The sequence below is a fragment of the Actinoplanes sp. NPDC048967 genome, assembly GCF_040649415.1.
Classification (GTDB): domain Bacteria; phylum Actinomycetota; class Actinomycetes; order Mycobacteriales; family Micromonosporaceae; genus Actinoplanes.
On record NZ_JBEZFL010000006.1, the window covers coordinates 565,204 to 588,100 of the forward strand.

General features: G+C 73.2%; 18 protein-coding genes. 10 read left to right on the forward strand and 8 right to left on the reverse strand.

What is annotated here, in order from left to right; all coding sequences use genetic code 11:
- The first annotated feature begins 55 nt into the window (after window positions 1–55).
- A complete protein-coding gene (locus AB0C12_RS28170; protein WP_360552828.1) occupies window positions 56–2,560 on the forward strand; it encodes a hypothetical protein in 2,505 nt (834 codons plus the stop codon).
- Window positions 2,561–2,642: 82 nt separating this feature from the next.
- Here the strand turns inward: AB0C12_RS28170 and AB0C12_RS28175 are convergent, their stop codons facing one another.
- On the reverse strand, window positions 2,643–3,221 hold the full coding sequence (locus AB0C12_RS28175; protein WP_360552829.1) for a hypothetical protein: 579 nt from the start codon (window positions 3,219–3,221) through the stop codon (window positions 2,643–2,645).
- Between the two features lie 138 nt (window positions 3,222–3,359).
- Between AB0C12_RS28175 and AB0C12_RS28180 the strand changes: the two genes are divergently transcribed.
- The 3 genes from AB0C12_RS28180 to AB0C12_RS28190 all read left to right on the forward strand — a co-directional run bounded on the left by AB0C12_RS28180 (window position 3,360) and on the right by AB0C12_RS28190 (window position 7,438).
- On the forward strand, window positions 3,360–5,330 hold the full coding sequence (locus AB0C12_RS28180; protein WP_360552830.1) for a histidine kinase: 1,971 nt from the start codon (window positions 3,360–3,362) through the stop codon (window positions 5,328–5,330).
- Window positions 5,321–5,965 carry a response regulator transcription factor gene (locus AB0C12_RS28185; RefSeq protein WP_360552831.1) on the forward strand — a complete coding sequence of 215 codons (645 nt, stop codon included), beginning with the start codon at window positions 5,321–5,323 and terminating at the stop codon, window positions 5,963–5,965. Before AB0C12_RS28180 ends, AB0C12_RS28185 begins: the two co-directional genes overlap by 10 nt.
- A 78-nt stretch (window positions 5,966–6,043) precedes the next feature.
- Window positions 6,044–7,438, forward strand: coding sequence for a sigma-70 family RNA polymerase sigma factor (locus AB0C12_RS28190; protein WP_360552832.1), 1,395 nt, complete (start codon window positions 6,044–6,046; stop codon window positions 7,436–7,438).
- Window positions 7,439–7,449: 11 nt separating this feature from the next.
- Here the strand turns inward: AB0C12_RS28190 and AB0C12_RS28195 are convergent, their stop codons facing one another.
- From AB0C12_RS28195 to AB0C12_RS28205, 3 genes are all read right to left on the reverse strand, one after another.
- Entirely contained in the window at window positions 7,450–8,373 is a 924-nt protein-coding gene (locus AB0C12_RS28195) for an AEC family transporter (protein WP_360552833.1), read from the reverse strand.
- A 62-nt stretch (window positions 8,374–8,435) separates the two neighbouring features.
- On the reverse strand, window positions 8,436–10,052 hold the full coding sequence (locus AB0C12_RS28200; RefSeq protein WP_360552834.1) for a hypothetical protein: 1,617 nt from the start codon (window positions 10,050–10,052) through the stop codon (window positions 8,436–8,438).
- On the reverse strand, window positions 10,049–10,939 hold the full coding sequence (locus AB0C12_RS28205; protein WP_360552835.1) for an ABC transporter ATP-binding protein: 891 nt from the start codon (window positions 10,937–10,939) through the stop codon (window positions 10,049–10,051). Before AB0C12_RS28205 ends, AB0C12_RS28200 begins: the two co-directional genes overlap by 4 nt.
- A 223-nt stretch (window positions 10,940–11,162) precedes the next feature.
- Between AB0C12_RS28205 and AB0C12_RS28210 the strand changes: the two genes are divergently transcribed.
- Entirely contained in the window at window positions 11,163–12,458 is a 1,296-nt protein-coding gene (locus tag AB0C12_RS28210) for an ArsB/NhaD family transporter (RefSeq protein WP_360552836.1), read from the forward strand.
- A gap of 14 nt (window positions 12,459–12,472) precedes the next feature.
- Here the strand turns inward: AB0C12_RS28210 and AB0C12_RS28215 are convergent, their stop codons facing one another.
- The 4 genes from AB0C12_RS28215 to AB0C12_RS28230 form a co-directional block, all read right to left on the reverse strand.
- Complete coding sequence (locus AB0C12_RS28215; protein ID WP_360552837.1) at window positions 12,473–12,919, reverse strand: CBS domain-containing protein; 447 nt, start codon at window positions 12,917–12,919, stop codon at window positions 12,473–12,475.
- Window positions 12,920–12,972: 53 nt separating this feature from the next.
- Complete coding sequence (locus tag AB0C12_RS28220; protein WP_360552838.1) at window positions 12,973–14,187, reverse strand: cation:proton antiporter; 1,215 nt, start codon at window positions 14,185–14,187, stop codon at window positions 12,973–12,975.
- A 31-nt stretch (window positions 14,188–14,218) separates the two neighbouring features.
- The gene (gene nhaA, locus AB0C12_RS28225) at window positions 14,219–15,514 is read right to left on the reverse strand and encodes a Na+/H+ antiporter NhaA (RefSeq protein ID WP_360552839.1); all 1,296 of its coding nucleotides are present in this window, start codon (window positions 15,512–15,514) and stop codon (window positions 14,219–14,221) included.
- Window positions 15,515–15,583: 69 nt separating this feature from the next.
- Complete coding sequence (locus AB0C12_RS28230) at window positions 15,584–15,805, reverse strand: hypothetical protein (RefSeq protein ID WP_360552840.1); 222 nt, start codon at window positions 15,803–15,805, stop codon at window positions 15,584–15,586.
- Window positions 15,806–16,000: 195 nt separating this feature from the next.
- On the opposite strand from AB0C12_RS28230, the gene AB0C12_RS28235 reads away from it, so the two are divergent.
- The 5 genes from AB0C12_RS28235 to AB0C12_RS28255 all read left to right on the forward strand — a co-directional run bounded on the left by AB0C12_RS28235 (window position 16,001) and on the right by AB0C12_RS28255 (window position 22,648).
- Window positions 16,001–16,873 (forward strand): universal stress protein, encoded by an 873-nt coding sequence (locus AB0C12_RS28235; protein ID WP_360552841.1) that lies wholly within the window; start codon window positions 16,001–16,003, stop codon window positions 16,871–16,873.
- The gene (locus AB0C12_RS28240) at window positions 16,854–18,521 is read left to right on the forward strand and encodes a GAF domain-containing sensor histidine kinase (RefSeq protein ID WP_360552842.1); all 1,668 of its coding nucleotides are present in this window, start codon (window positions 16,854–16,856) and stop codon (window positions 18,519–18,521) included. The genes AB0C12_RS28235 and AB0C12_RS28240 overlap by 20 nt, the downstream gene beginning before the upstream one ends.
- 105 nt (window positions 18,522–18,626) lie before the next feature.
- Window positions 18,627–19,610 carry a nitroreductase gene (locus AB0C12_RS28245; protein ID WP_360552843.1) on the forward strand — a complete coding sequence of 328 codons (984 nt, stop codon included), beginning with the start codon at window positions 18,627–18,629 and terminating at the stop codon, window positions 19,608–19,610.
- A 33-nt stretch (window positions 19,611–19,643) separates the two neighbouring features.
- Window positions 19,644–20,600 (forward strand): nitroreductase family protein, encoded by a 957-nt coding sequence (locus tag AB0C12_RS28250; RefSeq protein ID WP_360552844.1) that lies wholly within the window; start codon window positions 19,644–19,646, stop codon window positions 20,598–20,600.
- A gap of 251 nt (window positions 20,601–20,851) precedes the next feature.
- Window positions 20,852–22,648, forward strand: a complete 1,797-nt coding sequence (locus AB0C12_RS28255) for a family 16 glycoside hydrolase (protein ID WP_360552845.1) — start codon at window positions 20,852–20,854, stop codon at window positions 22,646–22,648.
- The last annotated feature ends 249 nt before the right edge of the window (window positions 22,649–22,897 follow it).

The window sequence follows — 22,897 nt, forward strand, 5'->3', positions numbered from 1 at the left end:
GGTGTGCCTCCCTCGGCCGCGCCGGACGCGGTCGTGTCGGTGGAAGGACCTCAACATGGCACGGTGGTCTCGGTCGAGGCTGCGCAATTACGGCATCTCCGCGGTGGCCCTGCTCGGCGGCTCGCTGCTGGTCATCCCGGCGGTCTCGCAGGCCGGCGAGGAGCCACCGGCCCGGCCGGCGACGGCCCAGGCACCCGCGGCGGAGCCCGACCGGCTCACGATGGTGCCCGGCGCGAAGGGCCGCTCGGCGTTCCAGTTCCGGCCCGGCTCCGGTGACGTCCAGGCGCCGTACGGCTTCGTCTCCACCGGCGGCACCGTGCGGGCTCAGCAGCTCGGCGGCAGCGTCCTCCCGGCCGCCCAGGCCAGGACCGGCGCCCCGCCGCACTCGGCCCGGGCCGCCGCGGCCGCCGGCACCTACAGGACCACCCTGACGGTGGACTCGCCGAACTGGACCGCCTGGAACAAATTCATCAGCCTGTGGAACCGCGACACCTGGACCTGGATGCCGGTGACCAACCCGCAGAACTCGCTGAGCGCGACGGCCGACCTGCCGCCGGGCAACTACTTCGTCGCGATGATGTACGGCATCTACAACGTCGACAGCTACCTGCTGACCAGATCCTTCACGGTCACGAAGGCGGCACAGACCGTCCGGCTCGAGGAGAAGTCGGCCAAGCGGGTGGGCTTCTCCGTCGACGACACCACCGCGCAGTCGGAGTCCAGCGCGGTGTGGATCTCGCTGCCCAACGGTGACCTCATCGGTTTCGCCGGCGGGCCGAAGACCCGCAACTACGTCACGCCGTCGTCCCCGCCCGGCACGACGCTGCGGGTGCACGACGTGCTGACCAAGGCCGGCTCCACCGCGCTCAAGCCCAGTCCCTACCGGTACGACCTGGTCCGCTACTGGCCGCACCCGTTCCCCGCGTCACCGATCAGCACCGTCCGCACGGCGTCGCTGGCCAAGACGAGCCTCACGATCCGGGCCCAGGGCACCAACACCGACGGTTCGTACGCGACGGTCCCGATGACCGGCGAGTGGACCGGCCCGTACGTGCCGACGTCGATGCGGCTCCCGGCGAGCATCACCGAGTACGTGACGCCGGGGGTCAACCTGGGCCGCCTGGTCGACTACGGCTCCGGCCAGTCGCTCAACCTGGGCTACCGCACGCTGTCGGCGGGCACCACATCCGGCGCCACGGTGGGGGCCGGCCCGCTCGCCCCGACCCGCCGGCCGGGGAACGACGACTCCCGGCGCGAGGGCAGCCGGCTGTCGATCACCGAGAACATGACCCTCGGTGACACTGCGGGCAACCAGGGCGCCGACAGCTCGGGCGCCGACTCGCTGACGCTGAGTAGCGGCGGCGAGGTGCTGAAGACCGCCGAGACGGCGAGCATGACCGTGACCGTGCCGCAGGCCGAGCAGACGTACCGGCTGGACCACACGATGACGCGGCGGGTGCCGTGGTCGCAACTGTCCACGAAGGTCCGCAGCGAGTGGACCTTCACGTCGGCGTGGAGCCCGGTTCCCACCCCGCTCGCGCTGATCGACCTCGACCTGTCCGCCGCCGGGCTCGACCAGCGCAACCGGGCCACGGCCGGGCCGGTACCGCTGACCATCAGGCCGTCGACCCGGGAGAGCTCGGCGGAGAGCACCGTCGACAAGGTCGAGTGGTCGCTCGACGACGGCACCACCTGGAGCGAGCTGCCGCTCACCGCGTCCGGTGACGGCGCCGTCGAGGTGACACCGGAGCTGCCGGCCACGGCCGCGTTCGCATCGCTGCGGGTGACCGCGGGCAACGCGGACGGCGGGGTGCTGCGCCGCACCATTCTGCGGGCGGTGGCCGGGCCGGCCACCGCGGGCGACGAGTCCGCGGGCACCACCACGATCTCGAACCTGAAGATCAACGGGGGCCGGGCGCTGCTGCCCGACCCGGACGCGGGTCCGATCGAGATCGTCTCGACCTTCACCGCGACCGACCCGTCGGGCATCGGGAAAGCCGGCGTCTACTTCTGGCACGGCAGCTACAACGCGCCGGACGGACTGCAGCCGACGAGCACCGAGTGCATCCCGGTGAATGCGACCACCGCCGACTGCACGGCCCTGGCGTACCTCTACGACGTGCGGTACTCGCTGGGCATCAACGGGCTGGCCGGCGTCTGGAACGCACAGGTGTGGGCCACGGCCGAGGACGGCACGGGCTTCGTCGACCGCAAGAAAGCGGGCAGCCTGACGATCAAGCGGACGACCCGCGTGACGGCGGACGCCACCCCGGAGCCGGTGACCAAGGGCCGCACGATCACCGTGACGGGAGCGCTCACCCGGATGGACTACTACGCCGGGTGGACGTTCCGGGCGTACCCGGCGCAGAAGGTGAACCTGCAGTGGCGCAAGGCCAACGCCACCACGTGGACGACGGTCAAGACCGTCACCGCGGACGCGAGCGGCAAGCTCAAGACGACGGTGAAGGCGGGAGCCGACGGCTCGTACCGGTACAACTTCGCCGGCGACGCCACGTCGTGGACGTCGTCGAGCTCCGCCGACTACGTCGACGTGAAGTGAGACAGCGGGCCGGCATGCTCCCCCTCGAGCTGCCGGCCCGCCGCGCTCCCCGCCCCGTACGTGCCAGGCCGGGCGGGAAGGGTCAGGCTGGTTGAGTGAGGGGGTGGTCGGTGACCGGGGTCCGGCGGCCGGCCGCCAGGGCGATCGCGCCGAAGGTCGCCACCAGCACGGCGTTGACCAGGACCGCCAGCCAGCCGACGTTCGCGATGTGGGCGACCGGCCACGCGACACCCGCCACGGCCAGCACCGCCACGACCCACCCCGGCTGCCTCCGGCGCAGCGCGAAGGCCGCCACCAGCAGCGTCAGCGGAAAGCACAGACCGAGCGGCTTGATCAACCCGGCCGCCGCTCCCGTCGCGTCGACCAGATCGGTGTCGCCCAGCGACACGTGGATCGTGTCGAACCCGTAGGCGACGTTGCCGGCCACCCCGAGCACCCCCACGACCAGCAGGACCGCCGCCGGCATCCCGTCGCTCCAGGTCACCAGGCGCAGCAGCACGAACGCGTACCCGGCCGCCCCCAGCACGTGCACGACCCCGGCGGCCGGGTCGTCCCAGCCGCGGGTCGCATACAGCGCGTCCGCCACCAGATAGAGCACCGGTCCGATGAGCAGCATCGCCGTGAGCAGGCGGTCGATCGGTGTTCCGGGCAGGGACCTCATGGCGGCTCCTTCGAGCTCGGCGCGGCGGGACACCCCCCACCGTCGTCCGGGCGGCGGGCCGGGGCATCCGGGCAGGCCCTGCGAAGTCACAGGGTCAGCCCTGATCACGGCGGGGCTCCGCGCTGGCACGATGAGGCGGTGACCCGTACCGCGACGCTCAGCTCGGCGGTCGGTGCCGTCGTGGCCGTGCTCGTCGCCGGTGGTTTCGGCCTCGGTGTCCACGTCGGCAATCTGCACAACGGGCTCATCGCGGCGTCGTTCACCGCCGTCGGGCTGTTCGTGGTGCTCCGGCGCCCCGGCAACCGGGAGGGCCGGCTGTTCGTCGCGACCGGCGCGGCCCACGCCGTCATGTTCGCGGGACGGCAGTACGGGCTGCATCCCGGGCCACTACCGGGAGCGTCCTGGGCCGGCTGGCTCGGCGTCTGGCCGCTGCCGATCGTGCTGGTCATCGCCGGCGTCACCATCATGAGCTTCCCCACTGGGCGGCTGCCGTCGCGCGGGTGGCGGACCGTCACCGCCGTCCTGGCCGCCGCCGGGGTCGTCCTCGCCGCGGTGTCGGCGTTGTGGCCGGTCGAGTACGCCCGTACCGCCCTGGTCGCCGGCCATCCGCTGAGCCTGCCGGGACTCGCCGCCGCCGACGCCTTCTACCGGGTCGCCCGGCCCGCCGGCTACCTGCTGTTCCAGCTGACCTGGGTGGTCTGCGTGGTGGTCCGGCTGCGGCAGGCGCGCGGCGACGAGGCCCGGCAGCTGCGCTGGTTCGCGTACGCCGTCACGGTCTCCGCCGCGGTCATGGTGCTGGGCCTGCTGGTGTGGCACTCCCCCGTGCCCGGCACGCTGACGATGCCGGTGGTCGCCGTCGCGGCCGGGGCGGCGATCCTCAAGTACCGGCTCTACGACATCGACCCGGTGATCAACAAGTCGCTGGTGTTCGGGGCGATGGCCACCCTCGTCACGCTGGGCTACGTGGCCGTGGTGACCGGTGTCGGCCGGCTCGTCGACGGCAACCGTACGGTCCTGTCGCTGGTGGCCACGGCGGCGGTGGCCGTCGCCTTCGAGCCGTTGCGCCGGCGGGTCCAGCGGCTCGCCGACCGGCTCGTGCACGGGCACCGGGTCGGCCCGTACGAGTCGCTCGCCCGGCTCTCCGCCCACCTGGCCGCACCGGCCGGTGGTCTGCTCGACGGCATCTGCCGGACCGTCGCCGACGGCGTCGGGGCGCAGCGGGTCGTCCTCTACACCGGCCCGCCCGACGAGCTGCGGGCGATGTCCGTCTGGCCGGGCACAGCACCGCTGCCACCCGGGGTACGGGCGTTGACCGGGCTCCTCGACGCCTTCGGACACGGCGGCAACCGGACCCCCGAAGCCGCGGTGGCCGTGCCGGTCATGCACGACGGGCGCTTCCGCGGCGCGATCACCGTGCACAAGGGTGACGCGCTGTCGCCGGCGGAGAGGCAGCTGGTCGGCGACCTGGCCGCGCAGGCCGGGCTGGTGCTGGAGCTCCGGGCGACGGCCCAGCGCCTGGTCACCGCCGGGGACGCCGCCCGCCGCCGGCTCGAACGGGACCTGCACGACGGGGTGCAGCAACGGCTGGTCACCGTGGCGATGGAGCTGGGCACCGTCGTGCGGCTGGCCGGCGACGCCGGGTCCGCCGACGTCGCCGAGCGGGCCGCCGCGGTCCGGGCCCAGCTGCTGGAGACCACCGCGGAGCTGCGCGATCTGGCCCGCGGCCTGCACCCGGCCGTGCTCACCCAGGACGGGCTGGAGGCGGCGCTGGGATTCCTGGCCGACCGGTCCGCCGTGCCGGTCCGGCTCGGGGTGACGGTCGACCGCCGGCTGCCGGCCGAGGTGGAGGCGACCGCCTATTTCATGGTCAGCGAGGGCCTGACCAACACCGCCAAGCATTCCGGCGCGGCGCTGGCCTCGGTGCGGGCCGAGCTGAGCGGGGCCGGGCTCATCGTCGAGGTGGTCGACGACGGCGTCGGTGGCGCCACGATGGTCCCGGGCAGCGGCCTGGAGGGGCTCGCGGACCGGCTCGCCACCCTCGGCGCCCGGCTGACGGTCGACAGCGGGCCGGTTGGCACGCGGCTGGCGACGGTGATCCCGTGCGGGTGATGCTGGCCGACGACGCGGTGCTGTTCCGCGAGGGTCTGGCCCGGATCCTGACCGACGTCGGTTTCACCGTGACCGGTCAGGCCGGCGACGGCGCCGGGCTGCTCGGCCTGGTCCGGGCCGACCCGCCGGACGTCGCGGTCATCGACCTGCGGATGCCGCCCGGGTACGCCGCCGAGGGCATCGACACAGCCGCCGCCGTCCGGGCCCTGGCGCCCGGTGTGGGCCTGATGCTGCTCTCGCAGTACGTCGAGGTGCACCACGCGCTCCGGCTGATGACCGACTTCGACGGCGGCGTCGGCTACCTGCTCAAGGACCGGGTGTCCGACCTCGGGGCGTTCGGCACCGACGTGCGCAAGGTGGCCCGGGGCGAGACCGTCATCGACCCCGAACTGGTCGCCCGCCTGGTCGCCCGCCGCCGGGAACGGGACCCGCTGGAGGCCCTGACCGACCGCGAGCGCGCCGTGCTGGCGCTGATGGCCCAGGGGTTGTCGAACGCCGCCGTGGCGGCTGACCTGCACCTGGCGGTCAAGACCGTCGAGGCCCACGTCACCGCCATCTTCACCAAGCTGGGCCTGCTTCCCGCCGATCGCGAGCACCGGCGCGTCCTGGCCGTGCTGACGTTTCTGCGTGCCTGAGCCGTCACCGACCGCAGCGGACATTGACTTGCCGCGATCGCGGCCAGATGCTGAGACTCCGCCGCCAGGGAGGGAGCGATGCAGAGCCGGCTGTCCCGCACGAACGACACGGCGCTGGTCCTCGCGGCGCGCGCGGGTGATCGTGGCGCCCTGGACGAGCTCGTCCGGACCCATCTGCCGCTGGTGTACAACCTGACCCGGCAGGCCCTCGGCGGGCATCCCGACGTCGACGACGTCGTGCAGGAGGTCATGCTGCGCATGGTCCGGCAGCTGCCGGCGCTGCGTTCCGCCAAGAGTTTCCGGCCCTGGCTGACGGCCATCACCGTGCACCAGATCGGCACCCAGCTGGCCCGCGGCCGGGTCGCCGCGGCCCGCACCGCGGATCTCGACGAGCTGGCCGGGCTGCCCGACGCCGGCGCGGAGCCGGAAGGGGCCACGCTGCTGCGGGTGGAGCTGTCGGTGCAGCGGCGGCAGGTGATGCACGCCGGGCGGTGGCTGTCCGCCGACGAGCGGACGGTGCTCGCGCTGTGGTGGCTGGAGACGGTGGGTGAGCTGACCCGGACCGACGTGGCGGTGGCGCTGGGCGTCAAGATCGCGCATGCCGGCGTACGGCTGCAGCGCATGCGCGACCACCTCGAGACGGCCCGCTCGATCGTCGCGGCACTCGACGCCGTGCCCGGCTGCGGCCGGCTCAGTGCCGTCGTGGCCGGCTGGGACGGGGTGCCGAGCCCGTTCTGGCGCAAGCGCATCGAGCGGCACCTGCGTTCGTGTTCCACGTGCGGGCCCGCCCGCGAGGGCCTGCTGCCCACCGAGCGGCTGCTCGCCGGATTCGCCCTGCTGCCCGTTCCCCCGACGCTCGCCGGCGAGCACGTGCCGGTCGAGGCGTTCACCCGGGCCTCCACGCTCGGCCGCTGGGGTGCGGCGCTGCGGGCTCATCCGGTCGGCGCCGCCCTGACCGCGGGCGCGCTGGCCGCCGGCCTGGTCGTCACCATGGCCGGCTGGTCGAGCCTGCCCCCGGTGGCCCGCGCCGTGCTCGCCGGTTCCCCGTCGCCGACCCCGGCTCCGCTGCTCAAGATCGGAAAGGTGTCGCTGGAGTCGGCCAACGCCAAGGGGCAGTTCGTGGCGCTGTCCGCCGGCCGGGGCGTGCTCGCGCCGGCCGGGGCCACCCTGGAGGTCGTCCCCGGCCTCGCCGGCCGGGGCTGTTTCTCGCTGCGCACCGCCGACGGGATGCACCTGCGTCACGCGTCCTGGCGGCTGGTGGCCGGCTTCGACGACGGCACCGCGTTGTTCCACGGCGACGCCACGTTCTGCCCGCGGGCCGGCCTGGCCGCCGGTTCGGTGGCGCTGGAGTCGGCCAACTACCCCGGCTGGTTCCTGCGTCACGTGGACGGCGAGCTGTGGGTCGATCAGCTCGACGGCAGCGCGGGCTTCCGGGCCGACAGTTCGTTCCTGGTCCGTCCGCCCCGTGAGTGAGCTGACCGAGCTCAGCCCAGCCAGGCGACCACCACGACGAGCGTCACCGCCGCGGCCGCCGTGGACAGCACGATCGTGTCCCGGGCGAAACCCTCACCGCGGCCGTACCGGCTGGCGAAGACGAAGATGTTCTGCGCGGTCGGCAGGGCGGCGGTCACCACGGCCGCGAGCAGCGCCGGGCCGGTCAGCCCCAGGGCACAGTGCCCGATCCCGTACGCCAGCAGCGGATGCACCAGCGCCTTGAGCACGACCGCGGCCAGTCGGTCCGGCGCGTCCGGTCCCGGGCGCAGCGGCCGGCTCCCGCGCAGCGACATACCCAGCGCCAGCAGTGTCATCGGCACGGCAGCCCCGCCCAGCAGCACGAACGGCTGCAGCACCGGTTCCGGCACGTCCCAGCCCGACACGGCCACCGCGATGCCGGCCGCGGACGCGATCATCAGCGGGTTGCGGGCCGGCATCGCCGCCAGCCGGCCCAGCGACGGCCGTTGTTCCCCGGTCGCCACCTCCAGCACGGCCAGCGCCGTCGGGCCGGCCAGCAGCACCTGGAACATCAGCACCGGCGCGATGAACGCCACGTCACCCAGGACGTAGGCGGCGATCGGGATCCCCAGGTTGCCCGCGTTGACGTAGCCGGCAGCGAGCGCGCCGATGGTCAGTTCGGCGACACCGCGCCGCCACAGCAACCGGGCGAGCGTGACGTACAGCGCGGCGACGATGAGGGTGCTGAGCACGAACGCGGCGAGCGCCCCGGTGAAGATCCGGCCGATCGTGGACGTGGCCAGGGTGACGAACAGCAGCGCCGGCGCGGTGACGAAGAACGCGAGCCGGGTCAGCGTGTCCAGCCCGGCCGCCCCGAGCAGCCCGGACCGGCCGATCAGGTAACCGACGAGGACGAGCGTCCAGACCACGGCGAAGCCGGTGACGACCTCACGCACCCGCGAGCCGCCGTTCGATCAGATCCACAACCGCAGCAGTGTGTCACGCCGGTGCCGGAACCTCAGGTCCGCACATCCCGGCGCGCGAACGCAGCCAGCCCGGCGGCGCAGAGCACGGCTGCCAGGATCGCCATGACGGCCGTTCCGGTCCACGACACACCTTCGGCGGGCACCGGCGCCAGGTGCGCGAACGGAGACAGCGCACCGACCCACTCCGGGGCACCGGTGCTGTCGGCGGTCACCAGCAGCAGGAAGCCCCCGACAGTCGGCACACCCCCGATCCACCCCGCGGCGCGCGGCACCACGCCGAGTGCTATCACGGCAGCGCCCAGGCTCAGCAGCGCGACCGGAAGGACGTTGACCGCTCCGCCCAGGGCCGCGCTGATGCGCAGATGCGCGCCGGCGAGCCCGGTGCCGGCCCACGTCGCCAGGCCGGCGACCACCGTCAGCAGCACGGCTCCCCCGGCGGCGGCCGTCACCTCGGCACCCCCGGCCCTCCACCGGGTCACCGGGCCGGCCAGCAGCAGGGCGAACCGGCGGTCGCGCTCGTCGGTGGCCACGGTGGTGATCCGGGTGGTGACGAAGCCGCCGACCGGCATGGCGAGCAGGGCGAACAGCGTCGCCGCGTACCCTTCGACGCTGCCCAGGCCGCCGAATCCGGCCCGCGCGGCGAGGTCGGCGAATTCGGGGTTGTCGGTCAGGAACCCGGTCAGCGACACGGCCACCAGGCCGACGATCAGGAAGTAGGCCCCGATCCCGGCCGCCCAGCCGGCGACCGGACCCAGCGTGCGCCGCACCGCGAACCCCTGCACCGAGCCGAGCAGAGTCATCCGCGGTGCCCGGCCCGTCCCCGGCGACAGCCACCCGCCGCGCAGGTCACGGCCGGTAGCAGCCGCCCATCCCCCGGCGAGAGCCGCCGCCGCGGCGGCGGCGAGCACGACCAGCGGCATCCAGCGGCCGGTGTCGTACGGACGGGTCAGCTCCAGCAACCCGAACGGGCTCAGCCAGCGCAGCCAGGCCAGCACCCCGATCCCGTCACCGGCCATGCGCAGCACCATGCCCAGCCCCAGCAGTGCCACCGCGGCGCCCGAGGCCGCGGCCCGGCTCGCGAAGATCTGAGCGCACGCCACGCCGGCTCCGACGAAGAACAGACCCAGCAGGGCCAGGCCGGCGCCGTGCAGAACAGCGCCCGTCAGGCCGGTGCCGGCGGCGACCATCGCCACGGTGACGGCGACGCCGGTCGACACCATGACGATCGCCAGGACCACGAGCTGCCGGCCGACCACCGCACGCATCGGCAGCCGCCCCGCCAGCAGCAGGTCCCAGCGGCCCGAGTCCTCTTCGCCGCGAGTGACGCGAGTGGCGGCGAGCAGTCCCCAGGTTCCGACCAGAACTGCGACGACCGTGCCGGTACGCCAGACGGTGAAACCGCCCGGGTCGTCCAGCGCGGCCGGCTCACCGAACAGCGTCCGGATCGCCGGGTTGCCGGCGAGCGCGGCCAGCGCCTCGACCCGCGAGCCGCTGCCCATCGTGCTGCGGTAGGTGGCCGCCACCAGGGCGGACATGCCGGCGGTGACGGCGATGACCAGCCCGGCGCCCCGGCGTACCTGCCGCATCGCCAGGCCGGTCACCGCGCGGCCCGGCGCCCGCTTCGCGCCGGCCGGTGAGACTGCGGTCATCGCGACGCCTCGCCGTAGTAGGCGAGGAAGATCTCCTCGAGGGTGGGCTCCCGTACCGCCAGACTGGACACGTCCGCCGTGGCCAGGGCCCGCAGAGCCGCCGCCGGCGGCCCGGTCAGGGCGAACCGCAGTCGTCCCGCGCCGACGGTCTCAAGGCCCTGCACCCCGGGCACCGCGTCCAGGTCAGGTGCCGTACCGGTGTATCCGACCTCGACCTCCGTGCGGTGCAGCCGACGCAGGCCGGCCACCGTGGCCACGTCGACCAGCTGCCCGGCCCGCAGGATGGCGACCCGATCGCACACCGCTTCCACCTCGGCGAGCTGGTGGGAGCTGAGGAACACGGTCTGACCGCGCTCGCGGGCCTCCCCGACGGCGCGACGGAACTCGCGTTCCATCAGCGGGTCCAGGCCGCTGGTCGGTTCGTCCAGGATCAGCAGCGGCGCCCGCGTGGCGAACGCCGCGATCAACGCGACCTTCTGGCGGTTGCCGGTCGAGTACGTCCGCGCCGGTCGGCCGGGATCCAGGGAGAACCGCTCGATGAGCTCGTCGCGGTAGCCAGCGTCGACACCCGGCCCGGTGCGGCCCAGCAGCTCCAGGATCTCCGCGCCGGTCAGCTGGGGCCACAACGCCACGTCCGCGGGCACGTGGGCCAGCAGCCGGTGGGCGGCGGCGACGTCGGCCGCATCGGTGTCGAAGATCCAGGCCCGGCCGCCGGTCGGCCGGGCCAGGCCGAGCAGCAGCCGGATGGTGGTCGACTTGCCGGCGCCGTTCGGGCCGAGGAAACCGAAGACCTCACCGGGCGTGACGCTGAGGTCGAGATCGACGAGGGCGCGCAGACGCCCGTAGGACTTGGACAGCTTGTCGGTACGCAGCGCGGTAGCGCTCATCGCGACCTCCGGGTCGACAGCACGATACGACTGCCGACCAGGCTTCCCGGCGCACCTTCGTCGACCGTACTCCTCGCTGTCGAGCGGGGTAAGACGAGTCACCGCATGTCGGGTGTCATGCGACCGGTGACCGCACCGGCGTGCTGTTAGGTTGATCGAAGGTGTGCCGGGAAGTCTGGTCGGCGATCGATGACCGCTGGCCACAACACCCGGGAGATCACACGTGGGCGTGCTCGCCTGGATCGCAGTCGCCGTCTTCGTCGTCGCCTACGTGCTCATCGCCACCGAGCGGATCAACCGGGTCGCGGTGGCCCTGGGCGGCGCCTCGATCATGCTGGCGCTCGGCGCCACGAACGCCGAGCACGCGTTCTTCTCGGAGGACTCCGGGATCGACTGGAACGTCATCTTCCTGCTGCTCGGGATGATGCTGATCGTCGGCGTGCTGAAACGCACCGGACTGTTCGAGTACGTCGCCATCTGGGCGGCCAAGCAGGCCCGGGGCCGGCCGTTCCCCATCATGGTGATCCTCATCGTGGTCACCGGCGTGGTGTCCGCGGCCCTGGACAACGTCACGACAGTCCTGCTCGTCGCGCCGGTGACCCTGCTGGTCTGCGACCGGCTCGGTGTCCCGCCCATCCCTTTCCTCATCGCCGAGGTGCTCGCCTCCAACATCGGCGGCACCGCCACCCTGGTCGGCGATCCGCCCAACATCATCATCGCCAGCCGTTCCGGGCTGGCCTTCAACGACTTCCTCAGCGTGCTCGCGCCGTTCGTGCTGGTGGTCCTGGTCGTCCTGGTCCTGCTGTGCCGGATCATGTTCCGGAAGGCGTTCCGCTACGACGCCGAACGTGTCGCCAGGGTGATGGCCCTCAAGGAACGCGACGCGATCCGCGACCGCCGGCTCGTGGTGCTCAGCCTCGTCGTGCTCGGGGCCGTCCTGGTGGCGTTCAGCCTGCACACCGTGCTGCACCTGGAGCCGTCGGTGGTGGCCGTACTGGGCGGACTGCTGCTGCTCGCGGCGTCGCGGCTGGACGCGACGGACGTGGCCAAGGACGTCGAGTGGCCCACGCTGATCTTCTTCGCCGGGCTCTTCGTCATGGTCGGGGGCCTGGTGACCACGGGCGTGATCGACACGCTGGCCCGGGCCGCGACCAGCGCCGTCGAGGACAAGCTCTGGCCGGCCACGTTGCTGCTGCTCTGGGCATCGGCCGGGCTGTCGGCGATCGTGGACAACATCCCGTACGTGGCGACGATGAGCCCGATCGTCGCGGAACTCGTCGAGGCGTCCGGCGGCAACGACAAGGCCGAGGTGCTCTGGTGGGCCCTGGCTCTCGGCGCCGACCTGGGCGGCAACGCGACCGCCGTGGGCGCGTCGGCCAACGTCGTCGTGCTGGGGATCGCCGAACGCGCCGGGCACCGCATCTCGTTCTGGGGGTTCACCAGATACGGCCTGATCGTCACCGTGATCTCGGTGGCGCTGGCCGTGCCGTACCTGTGGCTGCGGTTCTTCGCCTTCTGAGCCCGGGCGGACGCTCAGGTGCCGAGCATGCGGTCCAGCAGCCCGTCCAAGGTGATCGCCCCGGTCATCACCCGGTTCTTGTCCACGACCGCCACCAGCGGCACGTTGGACCGGGCCATCACCGCGGCCACCTCCAGCAGGGTGGCATCGGCGCTGACCGCGGGCAGTTCCGGCCGGTTCCTGGGCAGCAGGTCAGCGACCGTCCGGTCACCGATCCCCTCGAAGATCACGTCGGCGGCCGCCTCGTCGATCACCCGGGCCAGCGCGGGATCGTCCTGGCAGTACGACGGCAACGCCATCCGCAGGACCTGCGTGCCGGCCAGGACGGTGAGCGGACGGCCCCGCCGGTCGAGCACGATCAAGCCCGGCAGGTCCTGGGCGGCCAGCACCCGGGCAGCCTCCCGGGCCGGGGTGTCCTCGCCCACCGCGCTCATCTGGATCGCCACGTCACCAGCGTGCATACCGGTCTCCTCCGTTGCGGCTCTGACCGCCTCCTACCGTACGGCTCCCCCGCTCACCTGCGCCGCACGGCTCGGACCCGGCGACGGAGCACCCCGTGCCAGGCCGGCACCTCCGCCTCCTCGTCGAACGCCCGGGCCACCACGACATCCGTCGACGAGTGCAGGACGATCGACACGACGATGGTCAACGCCACCAGGTGGAAGATCTCGTCCGCGGCCACGATGCCCGACTCCAGGACGATCAGGCCGTAGACCACGGAGGCAAAACCCTTGGGGCCGAACCACATCGCCGCGGCCTGCTCCCGCAGGTCCAGCCCGGACCGCAGGAACGACAGCCACAGCGCCACCGGCCGGGCCACGAAGATGGCCAGGAACGCGAAGAGCCATCCCGTCCAGGAGATCTCGGCCAGGAACTCGAGCGAGATCAGCGCGCCGAAGACCAGCAGCGCGGCCAGCTTGAACAGCTCGGCGATGTTCTCCCCGAAGTGCTCGAACGCGGCCCGCTGCCGAGGTCCGAAGGTGGCCACGGTGATGCCCGCCGAGAACGCGGCGAGGAACAGGTTGGCGTGCGTCACCTGGCACACGCCGAGCACCAGCAGTCCGATGGCGAGACCGTTGAGCGGCTCGTACGCCGTCGAGGCGGAGAAGAACCGGGTGCGTTCCAGCAGGATGGCCGCCCCCGGGATCACGACGCCGACCACGAGGCCGAGCGACACCTCCAGAGCCAGCTCACCGAGATGCAGATCGTCCGAGCCCGCCGCGACGGCCAGGAACACGATGACGAACGGCAGCGCCAGACCGTCGTTGACGCCGGACTCGACGTTCAACAGGTGCCGCAGCCGGGCCGGGACCTTGTCGTTGCCGACCAGCGCCGAGGCGAACACCGGGTCCGTCGGGGAGAGGATCGCGCCGATCAGCAGCGACTCCGCCCAGCCCAGCCCGACGACGTAGTGCGCCGCCACGGCCGTCACCAGCAGCGTGAGCGGCAGACCCCAGCCCAGCGCCCGGCCGGGCAAGCGCCAGGCGGAGCGCAGATCCGCCCAGCCGACCCGCATACCGTCGGTGAACAGCACCGCGAACAGCGCCAGCTCCGCGAGCGCGCCGACGATGGGTGAGTCGGCGCGCACGTCGAGCAGGCCGGTCGTGTCCGGACCGAGCACAAAACCGGCCACCAGGAACAGCACCGCGGTGGACAGGATCGTCCGCTTCGCCAGCGCTGACACCAGGACCGCGGCCAGCAGGACAGCGGCGAACGTCAGCAGCAGCATGCGATCCTCTCTCGCTGCACGGGCGGCCCGCTCATCGCTGGTACACGTCCGGGATGTCGTCGCCGTCCCGGTCGGCGCTCTCCTCCTCGCAGATCCGCCGGTAGGTGCGGTTCCTCAGCCGCAGGATGACAGCGGCCAGCAGAGCCGCGACCAGGGAACCGGCCAGCACCGCGACCTTGACCCGGCCGTCGAGCTCGCTGCCGACGCCGAAGGCCAGCTCGCCGATCAGCAGCGAGACGGTGAAGCCGATGCCGGCCAGCACCGACAGCCCGAAGACGTCGATCCAGGCCAGGCCGGCGTCGATCCGGGCGCGGGTGAACCGGGCCACCAGCCAGGTGGCCGCGGTGATGCCGATCGGCTTGCCGATCACCAGGCCGGCCATGATCCCCACGGCCACCGGGTCGGACAGGCCCGTGACGAGTCCGCTGAGCCCGCCGATCGCCACACCGGCCGACATCAGCGCGAACACGGGCACCGCGAAGCCGGCCGAGATCGGGCGGAACCGGTGCTCGAAGTGCTCGGCGAGACCCGGCCCGGCCTCCGGCCCGCCGGCCTGCCGGCTGCGCAGCACGGGCACCGCGAAACCGAGCAGGACCCCGGCCACAGTGGCGTGCACGCCGGAGGCGTGCACCAGGGTCCACGCGGCGAACGCCAACGGCAGCAGCAGCCACCACGACCGGACCCGGCGCTGCACCAGCAGGGTGAACAGGCCGAGCGGGATCAGGGCGGCCAGCAGCGGCAGCAGCGACAGGTGAGCGGTGTAGAAGACCGCGATGATCACGATGGCCAGCAGATCGTCGACCACCGCCAGAGTCAGCAGGAACGTGCGCAACGCCGTCGGCAGGTACCGCCCGATGACCGCGAGGACAGCCAGCGCGAACGCGATGTCGGTGGCCGTCGGAATCGCCCAGCCCTTGGTGGCGCCGCCGGCGTTGACGGCGACGTAGACCAGCGCGGGGACGATGACACCACCGAACGCGGCCGCCACCGGAACCGCCGCGCGGCGGGGATCACGCAGGTCACCCGCGACGAACTCCCGTTTGAGCTCGAGGCCGGCCACGAAGAAGAAGATCGCCAGCAGCCCGTCGGCCGCCCACGACGCGACGGACAGATCGAGGTGCAGCGCCGACGGCCCGAAGGTGAAGCCGAGCATCGAGAAGTAGCTGCCCGACCAGGGCGAGTTCGCCCAGACCAGCGCGATGAGCGCACCGGCGAGCAGCAGGGCTCCGCCGATGGTCTCCTTGCGGAGGATGTCCGCGATGCGCCGGGCCTCGGCCCACGAGCCCCGGCTGAGGACATGGGCGGTCCGACGTGGTTCGAAGGTCACAGATGCTCCGTCTTTCGGGGTCGGGTCGGACGTTGCCGACCAGACTTCCCGGCGCACCTGCCCGGGAGTCTAGCCGCACAAACCAGCCGTGCCCGGCGACACGACACACATCACAGCCGGATGAGTTCTACCGCCGCCGTCTCGGCGGTGCACGCCGCCGGCCAGCCCGGCGAGCAGCGCCGGACCCCCGGCTCTCGGGTCGGGCACACCGGCCGCCGCGATCCGTTCCGCGAGCTCGCCCAGCTCCTCCGGGTCGGCCCCGGCGAGCTGCCCGATCCCCCGCGACGGCACGGTGGCCACCTTCTCCCCCGCGATCCCGGCGAGCGCGAGTCGCCGGCAAGGGGGTACGGCGCACGGAATCGCCGACAGCGCACTGCCGGCTGTCGCCGCACCGACGCCGAAGGTCCCGGCCCGGACGGGACCTCACGCCCTGCCGGTCCGGTGCCCGCCACGCGCACGATCAGGGCGGGTGAAGGGAGACCCGCCATGACGACATCGACGATCGCCGTCGGCACCGACGGCACCTCGACGAGCGAGGGCGCCGTACGGTGGGCCGCCGTCGAGGCCGCGAGCCGGGGCGTGCCCCTGCGCATCGTGTACGCGTACGGCCCGGCCGAGGAGGCCGCCGAGCGGCTGCTGGCCGGCGCGGTGCTCGACGCCGCCGTCCGCCAGGCCCAGTCCGCCGCGGCCGGTGTCGTCGTCGGCGCCGAGGCGCTGCGCGGTGAGCCGGTGCCGGCGCTGCTGGGCCTGGCGGACGTGGACCTCCTTGTGCTCGGGCACCGGGGCCGCGGCGGCTTCACCAGCCTGCTGCTCGGTTCCGTCGGCCAGCAGGTCGCCACCCACGCGCGGGTGCCCGTGGTGGTCGTCCGGGGCCGGGCCGACGCGGCCCGCGGGCCGATCGTGGCCGGGGTCTGCGGCTCGGCGACCGACGACGCGGTCCTGGACGAGGCGTTCGCGATGGCGGACCGGCACGGGGCCCCACTCGCCGTGCTGCGGACCTACGCTCCGCCGACCCCGCTGTGGGTGGGCGACATCCCGGCCGCCGAGGACGGCATCGCCGCCCTCGACGCGGCCGCCCGCGAGCGCCTCGAAGAGCAGCTGGCCCCCTGGCGCACCGACCATCCGCAGGTGGACGCGGAGGCGGTGGTGTCGCCGGACGACGCCGGCGCCGTGCTGGTCGCGGTGTCGCACAACGCCCGCCTGGTGGTCCTCGGACGGCCCACCCACAGCGCGGTGGTCAACACCCTGATCGGATCGACCGGTCTGCATCTGCTGCACCACGCCGGTTGCCCGGTGCTGGTCACACCCCCGGCCGCCGTCGCCTCGATAGCATCAGCGAATGGTCACGCCCAAGGGTAACGAGCAGCCGTCGCTGGGACTGACCCCGCTGTCCCGGGTCCGGCTCGACGAGCTGCTGCAGGAGATGCTGGTCCGGGTCGGCGAGGTGGTCACCAGCCGGGAACGGCTGCGCGCCCTGCTGGACGCCGTGGTCGGCATCGGCACCGACCTGGACCTGCGCAGCACGCTGCAGCGCATCGTCGAGTCGGCCTGCGCCCTGGCCGGCGCCCGTTACGGCGCGCTGGGCATCATCGGCACCGACCGGCAGCTCTCCGACTTCATCACCCACGGCATCGACCCGGCCGCGCACGCCAGGATCGGCGACCTCCCGCACGGCCGCGGCGTCCTCGGCCTGCTGATCACCGACCCGCACCCGGTCCGCCTGCCCGACATCACCAAGCACCCCCGCTCGTACGGCTTCCCGCCGCACCACCCGCCGATGCACAGCTTCCTCGGCGTCCCGGTCCGCACCCGCGACCAGATCTTCGGCAACCTGTACCTGGCCGAGAAGCAGGGCGCCGACGAGTTCACCGAGGACGACGAGGAGATCATGGTCGCCCTCGCCGCCGCGGCCGGGGTCGCCATCGACAACGCGCGGCTGTTCACGTTGGCCCAGCGGCGTGAGCGCTGGCTGTCGGCCGCCGCCGAGATCACCGGGGTGCTGCTCGGCACGGTCCGGCGCACCGAGGCCCTGCGGCTCATCGCCCACCGCGCCCGCGAGATCACCGAGGCCGGGCTCGTGCTGGTGCTGCTGGCCGGCGAGGACGGGTCCCGCTACAGCATCGAGGTCGCCGACGGCGCCGACGAGATGGTCGGCAAGGTGCTCTCGGTCGACGTGGACGCGCTGTACGCCGACGGGGCCGAGCTGGGCGGTGTCGCTGACTGGCCGGGCCCCGTACCGTCGGGTCCGGTGCTGGCCGCGCCGCTGGCCGGCGCCGACCTGCCCCAGGGTGTGCTGATCGTCGCCGGTGCCGCCGCCGGCGGCGAGGACGACGCCACGCTGCTGGCCAGCTTCGCGGGTCAGGCCGCCCTGGCCCTGGAACGGGCCCGGGCGCAGGAGGAACGCGAGCAGCTGGTCGTGCTGGAGGACCGTGAGCGCATCGCCCGGGACCTGCACGACGTCGTGATCCAGCGGCTGTTCGCCACCGGCATGCAGTTGCAGGGCGTCGTTCCGCACACGCTGCGCCCGGAGGCGGCCAAGCGGGTCAACGCGGCCGTCGACGACCTGGACGCCACGATCCGCGACATCCGCCGGTCGATCTTCGAACTGCGCGCCCCGGTGGGCAGCTCCCTGCGCACCGAGCTGCGCGACGCGGTCGAGGCGGCCACCGCGGCTCTGGGCTTCCGGCCGACGCTGGACGTGTCGGGGCCGGTGGACAGCGCGGTGCCCGACGACGTGGTGCCGGAGCTGCTGGCCGTGCTGCGCGAGGCCCTGTCGAACGTGGCCCGCCACGCCCAGGCCGGCACGGCCCGGGTCTCGGTACGCGCCGCCGGCGGCGAGGTGATCCTCCAGATCGAGGACAACGGCGTCGGCACCGACCCGGCGCTGGCCCGCGGCGGCCTGGTCAACATGAGCGAACGCGCCGGCGACCTGGGCGGCAGCTGCACCGTGACCCCGGCCGACGAGGGCGGGACGGTGGTGACCTGGCGCGTCCCGCTCGGCGGCTGACCTCCCCCGGGGAGAGCGGAAGTCCGGGAGGTTCGGGTCTTTCGGCCCTGATCGGGGCGGGTCCGGTGGCGCGATCGTGGTGGGGAACCGACCAGGAGGTCCACCATGACCACGCACTCGTCCCAGGCGACCCGGCAGCTCGCCGCGGCCGCCGAGGCGTCCCGGCACGCTCCCTCGGTGTTCAACACCCAGCCGTGGCAGTGGCGGATCGCCGGCGACACCATGGAGCTCCACGCGGACCCGGACCGGCAGCTCGCCGCCACCGACCCCGACGGACGGCTGCTGCTGCTCAGCTGCGGCACCGCGTTGCACCACGCCCGTACGGCCCTGTCGGCGGCCGGCTGGACCAGCACGGTGGACCGGCTGCCCGAACCGGCGCAGCCGACGTTGCTGGCCCGCGTACGGCTGGGGCATGCCGTCCCGGCCGACCCGGAGGCCCAGCGGATGGCGGCGGCCCTCAGCCGCCGCCGCACCGATCGGCGCCCCTTCGGTGACCAGCCGGTCTCCGAGCAGACGCTGACCAAGCTGCGCCGGTTCGTCGAGGCCGAAGGTGCCTACCTGCACGTCGTGCCGGCCGATCAGGTGCCGGCGCTGGCCATCTCGACCGAGCGGGCCGCCGGGGCGCAGCAGGATGATCCGGCCTACCGCGAGGAGCTGGACCGCTGGACCAACCGGCCGCAGTGGCGCGGCGACGGCGTGTCGCCCGAGAACGCGGTGGAGCCGGCTCTGCGGCGGGTGCCGGTGCGCGATTTCGCCCCCGCGGGCAACCCCGGCCTGAGCGCCGGCGCGGGCATCGACAAGGGCGCCGCCTACGTGATCATCTTCGGGATGACGGACCGGCCGGCCGACCTGCTGCGCGGCGGTGAGGCCCTGTCCGCGCTGCTGCTGCTGGCCACGGCCGACGGGCTGGCCACCGCGCCGCTGAGCGAGGCGGTCGAGGTCGCCTGGACGCGGCACCTGCTCACCAGCCTGCTGTCGGGCGTCGGCGAGCCCTACATCGCCGTCCGGCTCGGCTACCCGATCGACCGGGAGCCACTGCCGCCGCAGGCCCGCCGCTCGCCGGCGGAGATCATCCGCATCGAGCAGTAAGCACACCGACCGACCGGAAGAGGACCTGCCGTGATGACCTACGACCACGCCGACCTGCGGCGCGCCGCCGCCGCGGCGGTCCGGGCGCCCTCGCTGCACAACAGCCAGCCGTGGCGCTTCCGGCTGCGGGCCGGCGCCATCGAGGTGCTGGCGGACCAGCAACGGCAGCTCGCGGTGGCCGACAGCACCGGCTGGGCCGTACGGATCGCCTGCGGTGCCGCCGTCGCCAACGCCCGGCTGGCCCTGGCCGTCGCGGGCACCCCGGCCGAGGTCGTGCTCTGCCCCGACCGCACCGAGCCGGGACTGCTCGCCCGGCTGACGCCCGGTCCCCGCCGCCCGGCCACGTACGCCGAGACCGACCTCGCCGCGGCCATCCCCCGCCGCTACAGCAACCGCCGGCCGTTCTGGCCCGACGCCGTGCCGCCCGAGGTGCGGCAGCGGCTGGTGGACGCCGCCCGCGCGGAGTCCGGCTGGCTGGACCTGCTGGTCGGGATGACCGCCCTGAGCGGTTTCGCGGAGATCGCGCAGAGCGCCGACCGGGTGCTGCGGCGCGACCTGAGCTACCAGGCCGAGATGTCGACCTGGACGCATGCCGACGAGGCCCCCGACGGTGTCGCCGTGCCGGCCGGAGCCCCGGTGCCGGAGCCGCAGGACCTGCTGCCCCAGCGCGCCTTCTCCGACCACCGGCGGGCCCCCGGACGGGATTTCGAACCGGAACCACTGGTGGCGATCCTCGGCACGGCGGGCGACCGCCCGTACGACCAGCTCGTCGCCGGCCAGGCCCTGCAGCGGGTGCTGCTGACCGTCACCGACGCGGGCCTGGCCTGCTCGATGATCTCGCAACCGATCGAGGTGCCGGCCGCCCGCGATCAGCTGCGCCGGTCGCTCGGCCGCGCCGGGATGCCGCAGATGGCACTGCGGATCGGCTACGGCCGGCCCGGCGGCCCGAGCCGCCGCCGCCCGCTCGACGATGTGCTGATCGCGGACTGAAAACAATTCGGCCGCACCGCCATTGCAACAAACCTGCACATCATATTTATTGACTCTCATATATCGGCGGGTGAGGATTCCCTCACGGAACAACCGTCCCCGGAGACCGCCGGAGCCACTCCCGAGGATGGGCCACACGCTGCGGTGACGGCCATATCCAGGCCATTTTTCGGGGCACCTTCACGACCCTTTTTCGCCGCACCCTGCGCGCCTACCGGCGGTGTCCATTCGTGACCAAGGAGAAACACTGAATGGCACCCTCACCCAGGGCCCGCCGGCTGGCCGGCGGCGGCGCTCTCGTCACCCTGGTGACGGCGGGACTCGCCCTCACCGTGACCAGCGCCCAGGCGGCCACCGTCTTCACCGCCGACTTCGAGTCGGGCAGCACCAGCGGCTGGTCCAAGTCCGGCGGCACCTGGTCGGTCGTCACGGACGGCTCGCAGACTCTGCGGCAGAGCAACGCCGGCAGCGAGAACGCCCGTGAGCTCGCCGGCGACGCCGGGTGGACCGACTACGCGGTGTCCGCGAAGGTCAAGCCGCTGTCGTTCGGCTCGGGCGGTTTCGTCGGTCTGCTGGCCCGGGCCAAGAGCTCGACCACGTTCTACCGGCTGGCTCTGCTGCCCGGCCAGGCGCAGCTGCAGGCGGTCAACAGCGGCAGCGTCACCGTCCTCGGCACCTCGGCCCGGACGGTGAGCACCGGCACCTGGTATTCCCTGAGCCTGAGCGTCACCGGCTCGACCATCACCGGCAGCGTCGACGGCGCGACGGTCGGGACCGGCACCAGCTCCGTCTCGGGCTCGGGCCGCATCGGCCTGCAGACCGGCTTCGCCTCGGCGGGCTTCGACGACGTCACGGTCACCACCGGAGGCGGCGGCACGCCGTCACCGACCGGCCCGACCACCCCGCCGCCGTCGAGCCCCACGCCGACCACCCCGCCGCCCACCACCCCGCCGCCGACCAGCAGCGACGTGCTCTACGTGGCGCCGAACGGCAGTGCGAGCGCGGCCGGCACCCAGGCGAGCCCGACCACCCTGGTCTCGGCGATCACCCGGGTCGCGGCCGGCGGGACGATCTACCTGCGCGGCGGTAACTACGCCTTCTCGCAGACGGTCACCATCGCGCCGGGCAACAACGGCACCGCGAACGCCCGCAAGAAGCTGTCGGCGTACCCGGGTGAGACGCCGGTGCTGAACTTCTCGGCCATGGCCGAGGACCCGGCGAACCGCGGACTGGCCGTCAACGGCTCGTTCTGGCACGTGTCGGGCATCATCGTGGAGCGGGCCGGGGACAACGGCATCTTCGTCGGGGGCAGCAACAACATCCTCGAACGCACGATCACCCGGTTCAACCGCGACACCGGGCTGCAGCTGTCCCGGATCGCCTCGGACACCCCGAACAGCCAGTGGCCGGCCAACAACCTGATCCTGAGCGCGGAGTCGCACGACAACGCGGACTCCGACGGTGAGGACGCCGACGGTTTCGCCGCGAAGCTCACCGTCGGTTCCGGCAACGTCTTCCGCTACGCCGTGTCGCACAACAACATCGACGACGGCTGGGACCTCTACACCAAGACCGACACCGGGCCCATCGGCGTGGTCACCATCGAGGACTCGCTGGCCTACAACAACGGCACGCTGAGCAACGGCGGGCAGGCCGGCAACGGCGACCGCAACGGCTACAAGCTCGGCGGCGAGGACATCAAGGTCAACCACATCGTCCGGCGCAGCATCGCGTTCCGCAACGGCAAGCACGGGTTCACGTACAACAGCAACCCCGGCGCGATGACGATCAGCAACAACATCAGCATCGACAACACCGAACGCAACTTCAACTTCGACGCCGGCACCTCGGTGTTCCGCAACAACGTCTCGTGCCGCAGCGGCAGCGGCAGCAACGACCGGATCATCGGCGACGCCGACAGCTCGAACCAGTTCTGGTCGGGCACCAACGGATCCCGGTGCGCCGCACTGAGCGGCGCGCTGGCCTGGTCCTTCGCCTCCGACGGGCGCCTCGCGGTGACCCTGGGCGGCCGGCCCGTGACGCCGTGACCACCGGCCGGGCCGGGCGGCCTCCCCCGCCGGGCCCGGCCCCGTCCGTTTCGCGGGCCCTCCGCCCCTGGTCGTCGGCCCGGCGGGCGGCGCCACGCAGGGGGGCGCCCCCCCCCGGGGGTGCCCGGGGGCTACCATATCAACAACCACCCCCCCGCCACCCCCCACCCCCACTCCCCCCACCACCCCACCCGCCGGGGCCCCCCGGGGGGCGCCCCGGCCTTTCTGCTGTCAACGGGCGGGAGGTCA

Bases quoted from the DNA above. Each gene is read 5' to 3' on its own strand.
- AB0C12_RS28170 (WP_360552828.1), top strand. From the start codon at position 56: ATGGCACGGTGGTCTCGGTCGAGGCTGCGCAATTACGGCATCTCCGCG.
- AB0C12_RS28175 (WP_360552829.1), bottom strand. From the start codon at position 3,221: ATGAGGTCCCTGCCCGGAACACCGATCGACCGCCTGCTCACGGCGATG.
- AB0C12_RS28250 (WP_360552844.1), top strand. From the start codon at position 19,644: ATGACCTACGACCACGCCGACCTGCGGCGCGCCGCCGCCGCGGCGGTC.
- AB0C12_RS28235 (WP_360552841.1), top strand. From the start codon at position 16,001: ATGACGACATCGACGATCGCCGTCGGCACCGACGGCACCTCGACGAGC.
- AB0C12_RS28255 (WP_360552845.1), top strand. From the start codon at position 20,852: ATGGCACCCTCACCCAGGGCCCGCCGGCTGGCCGGCGGCGGCGCTCTC.
- AB0C12_RS28215 (WP_360552837.1), bottom strand. From the start codon at position 12,919: ATGCACGCTGGTGACGTGGCGATCCAGATGAGCGCGGTGGGCGAGGAC.
- AB0C12_RS28190 (WP_360552832.1), top strand. From the start codon at position 6,044: ATGCAGAGCCGGCTGTCCCGCACGAACGACACGGCGCTGGTCCTCGCG.
- AB0C12_RS28245 (WP_360552843.1), top strand. From the start codon at position 18,627: ATGACCACGCACTCGTCCCAGGCGACCCGGCAGCTCGCCGCGGCCGCC.
- AB0C12_RS28205 (WP_360552835.1), bottom strand. From the start codon at position 10,939: ATGAGCGCTACCGCGCTGCGTACCGACAAGCTGTCCAAGTCCTACGGG.
- AB0C12_RS28220 (WP_360552838.1), bottom strand. From the start codon at position 14,187: ATGCTGCTGCTGACGTTCGCCGCTGTCCTGCTGGCCGCGGTCCTGGTG.
- AB0C12_RS28200 (WP_360552834.1), bottom strand. From the start codon at position 10,052: ATGACCGCAGTCTCACCGGCCGGCGCGAAGCGGGCGCCGGGCCGCGCG.
- AB0C12_RS28240 (WP_360552842.1), top strand. From the start codon at position 16,854: ATGGTCACGCCCAAGGGTAACGAGCAGCCGTCGCTGGGACTGACCCCG.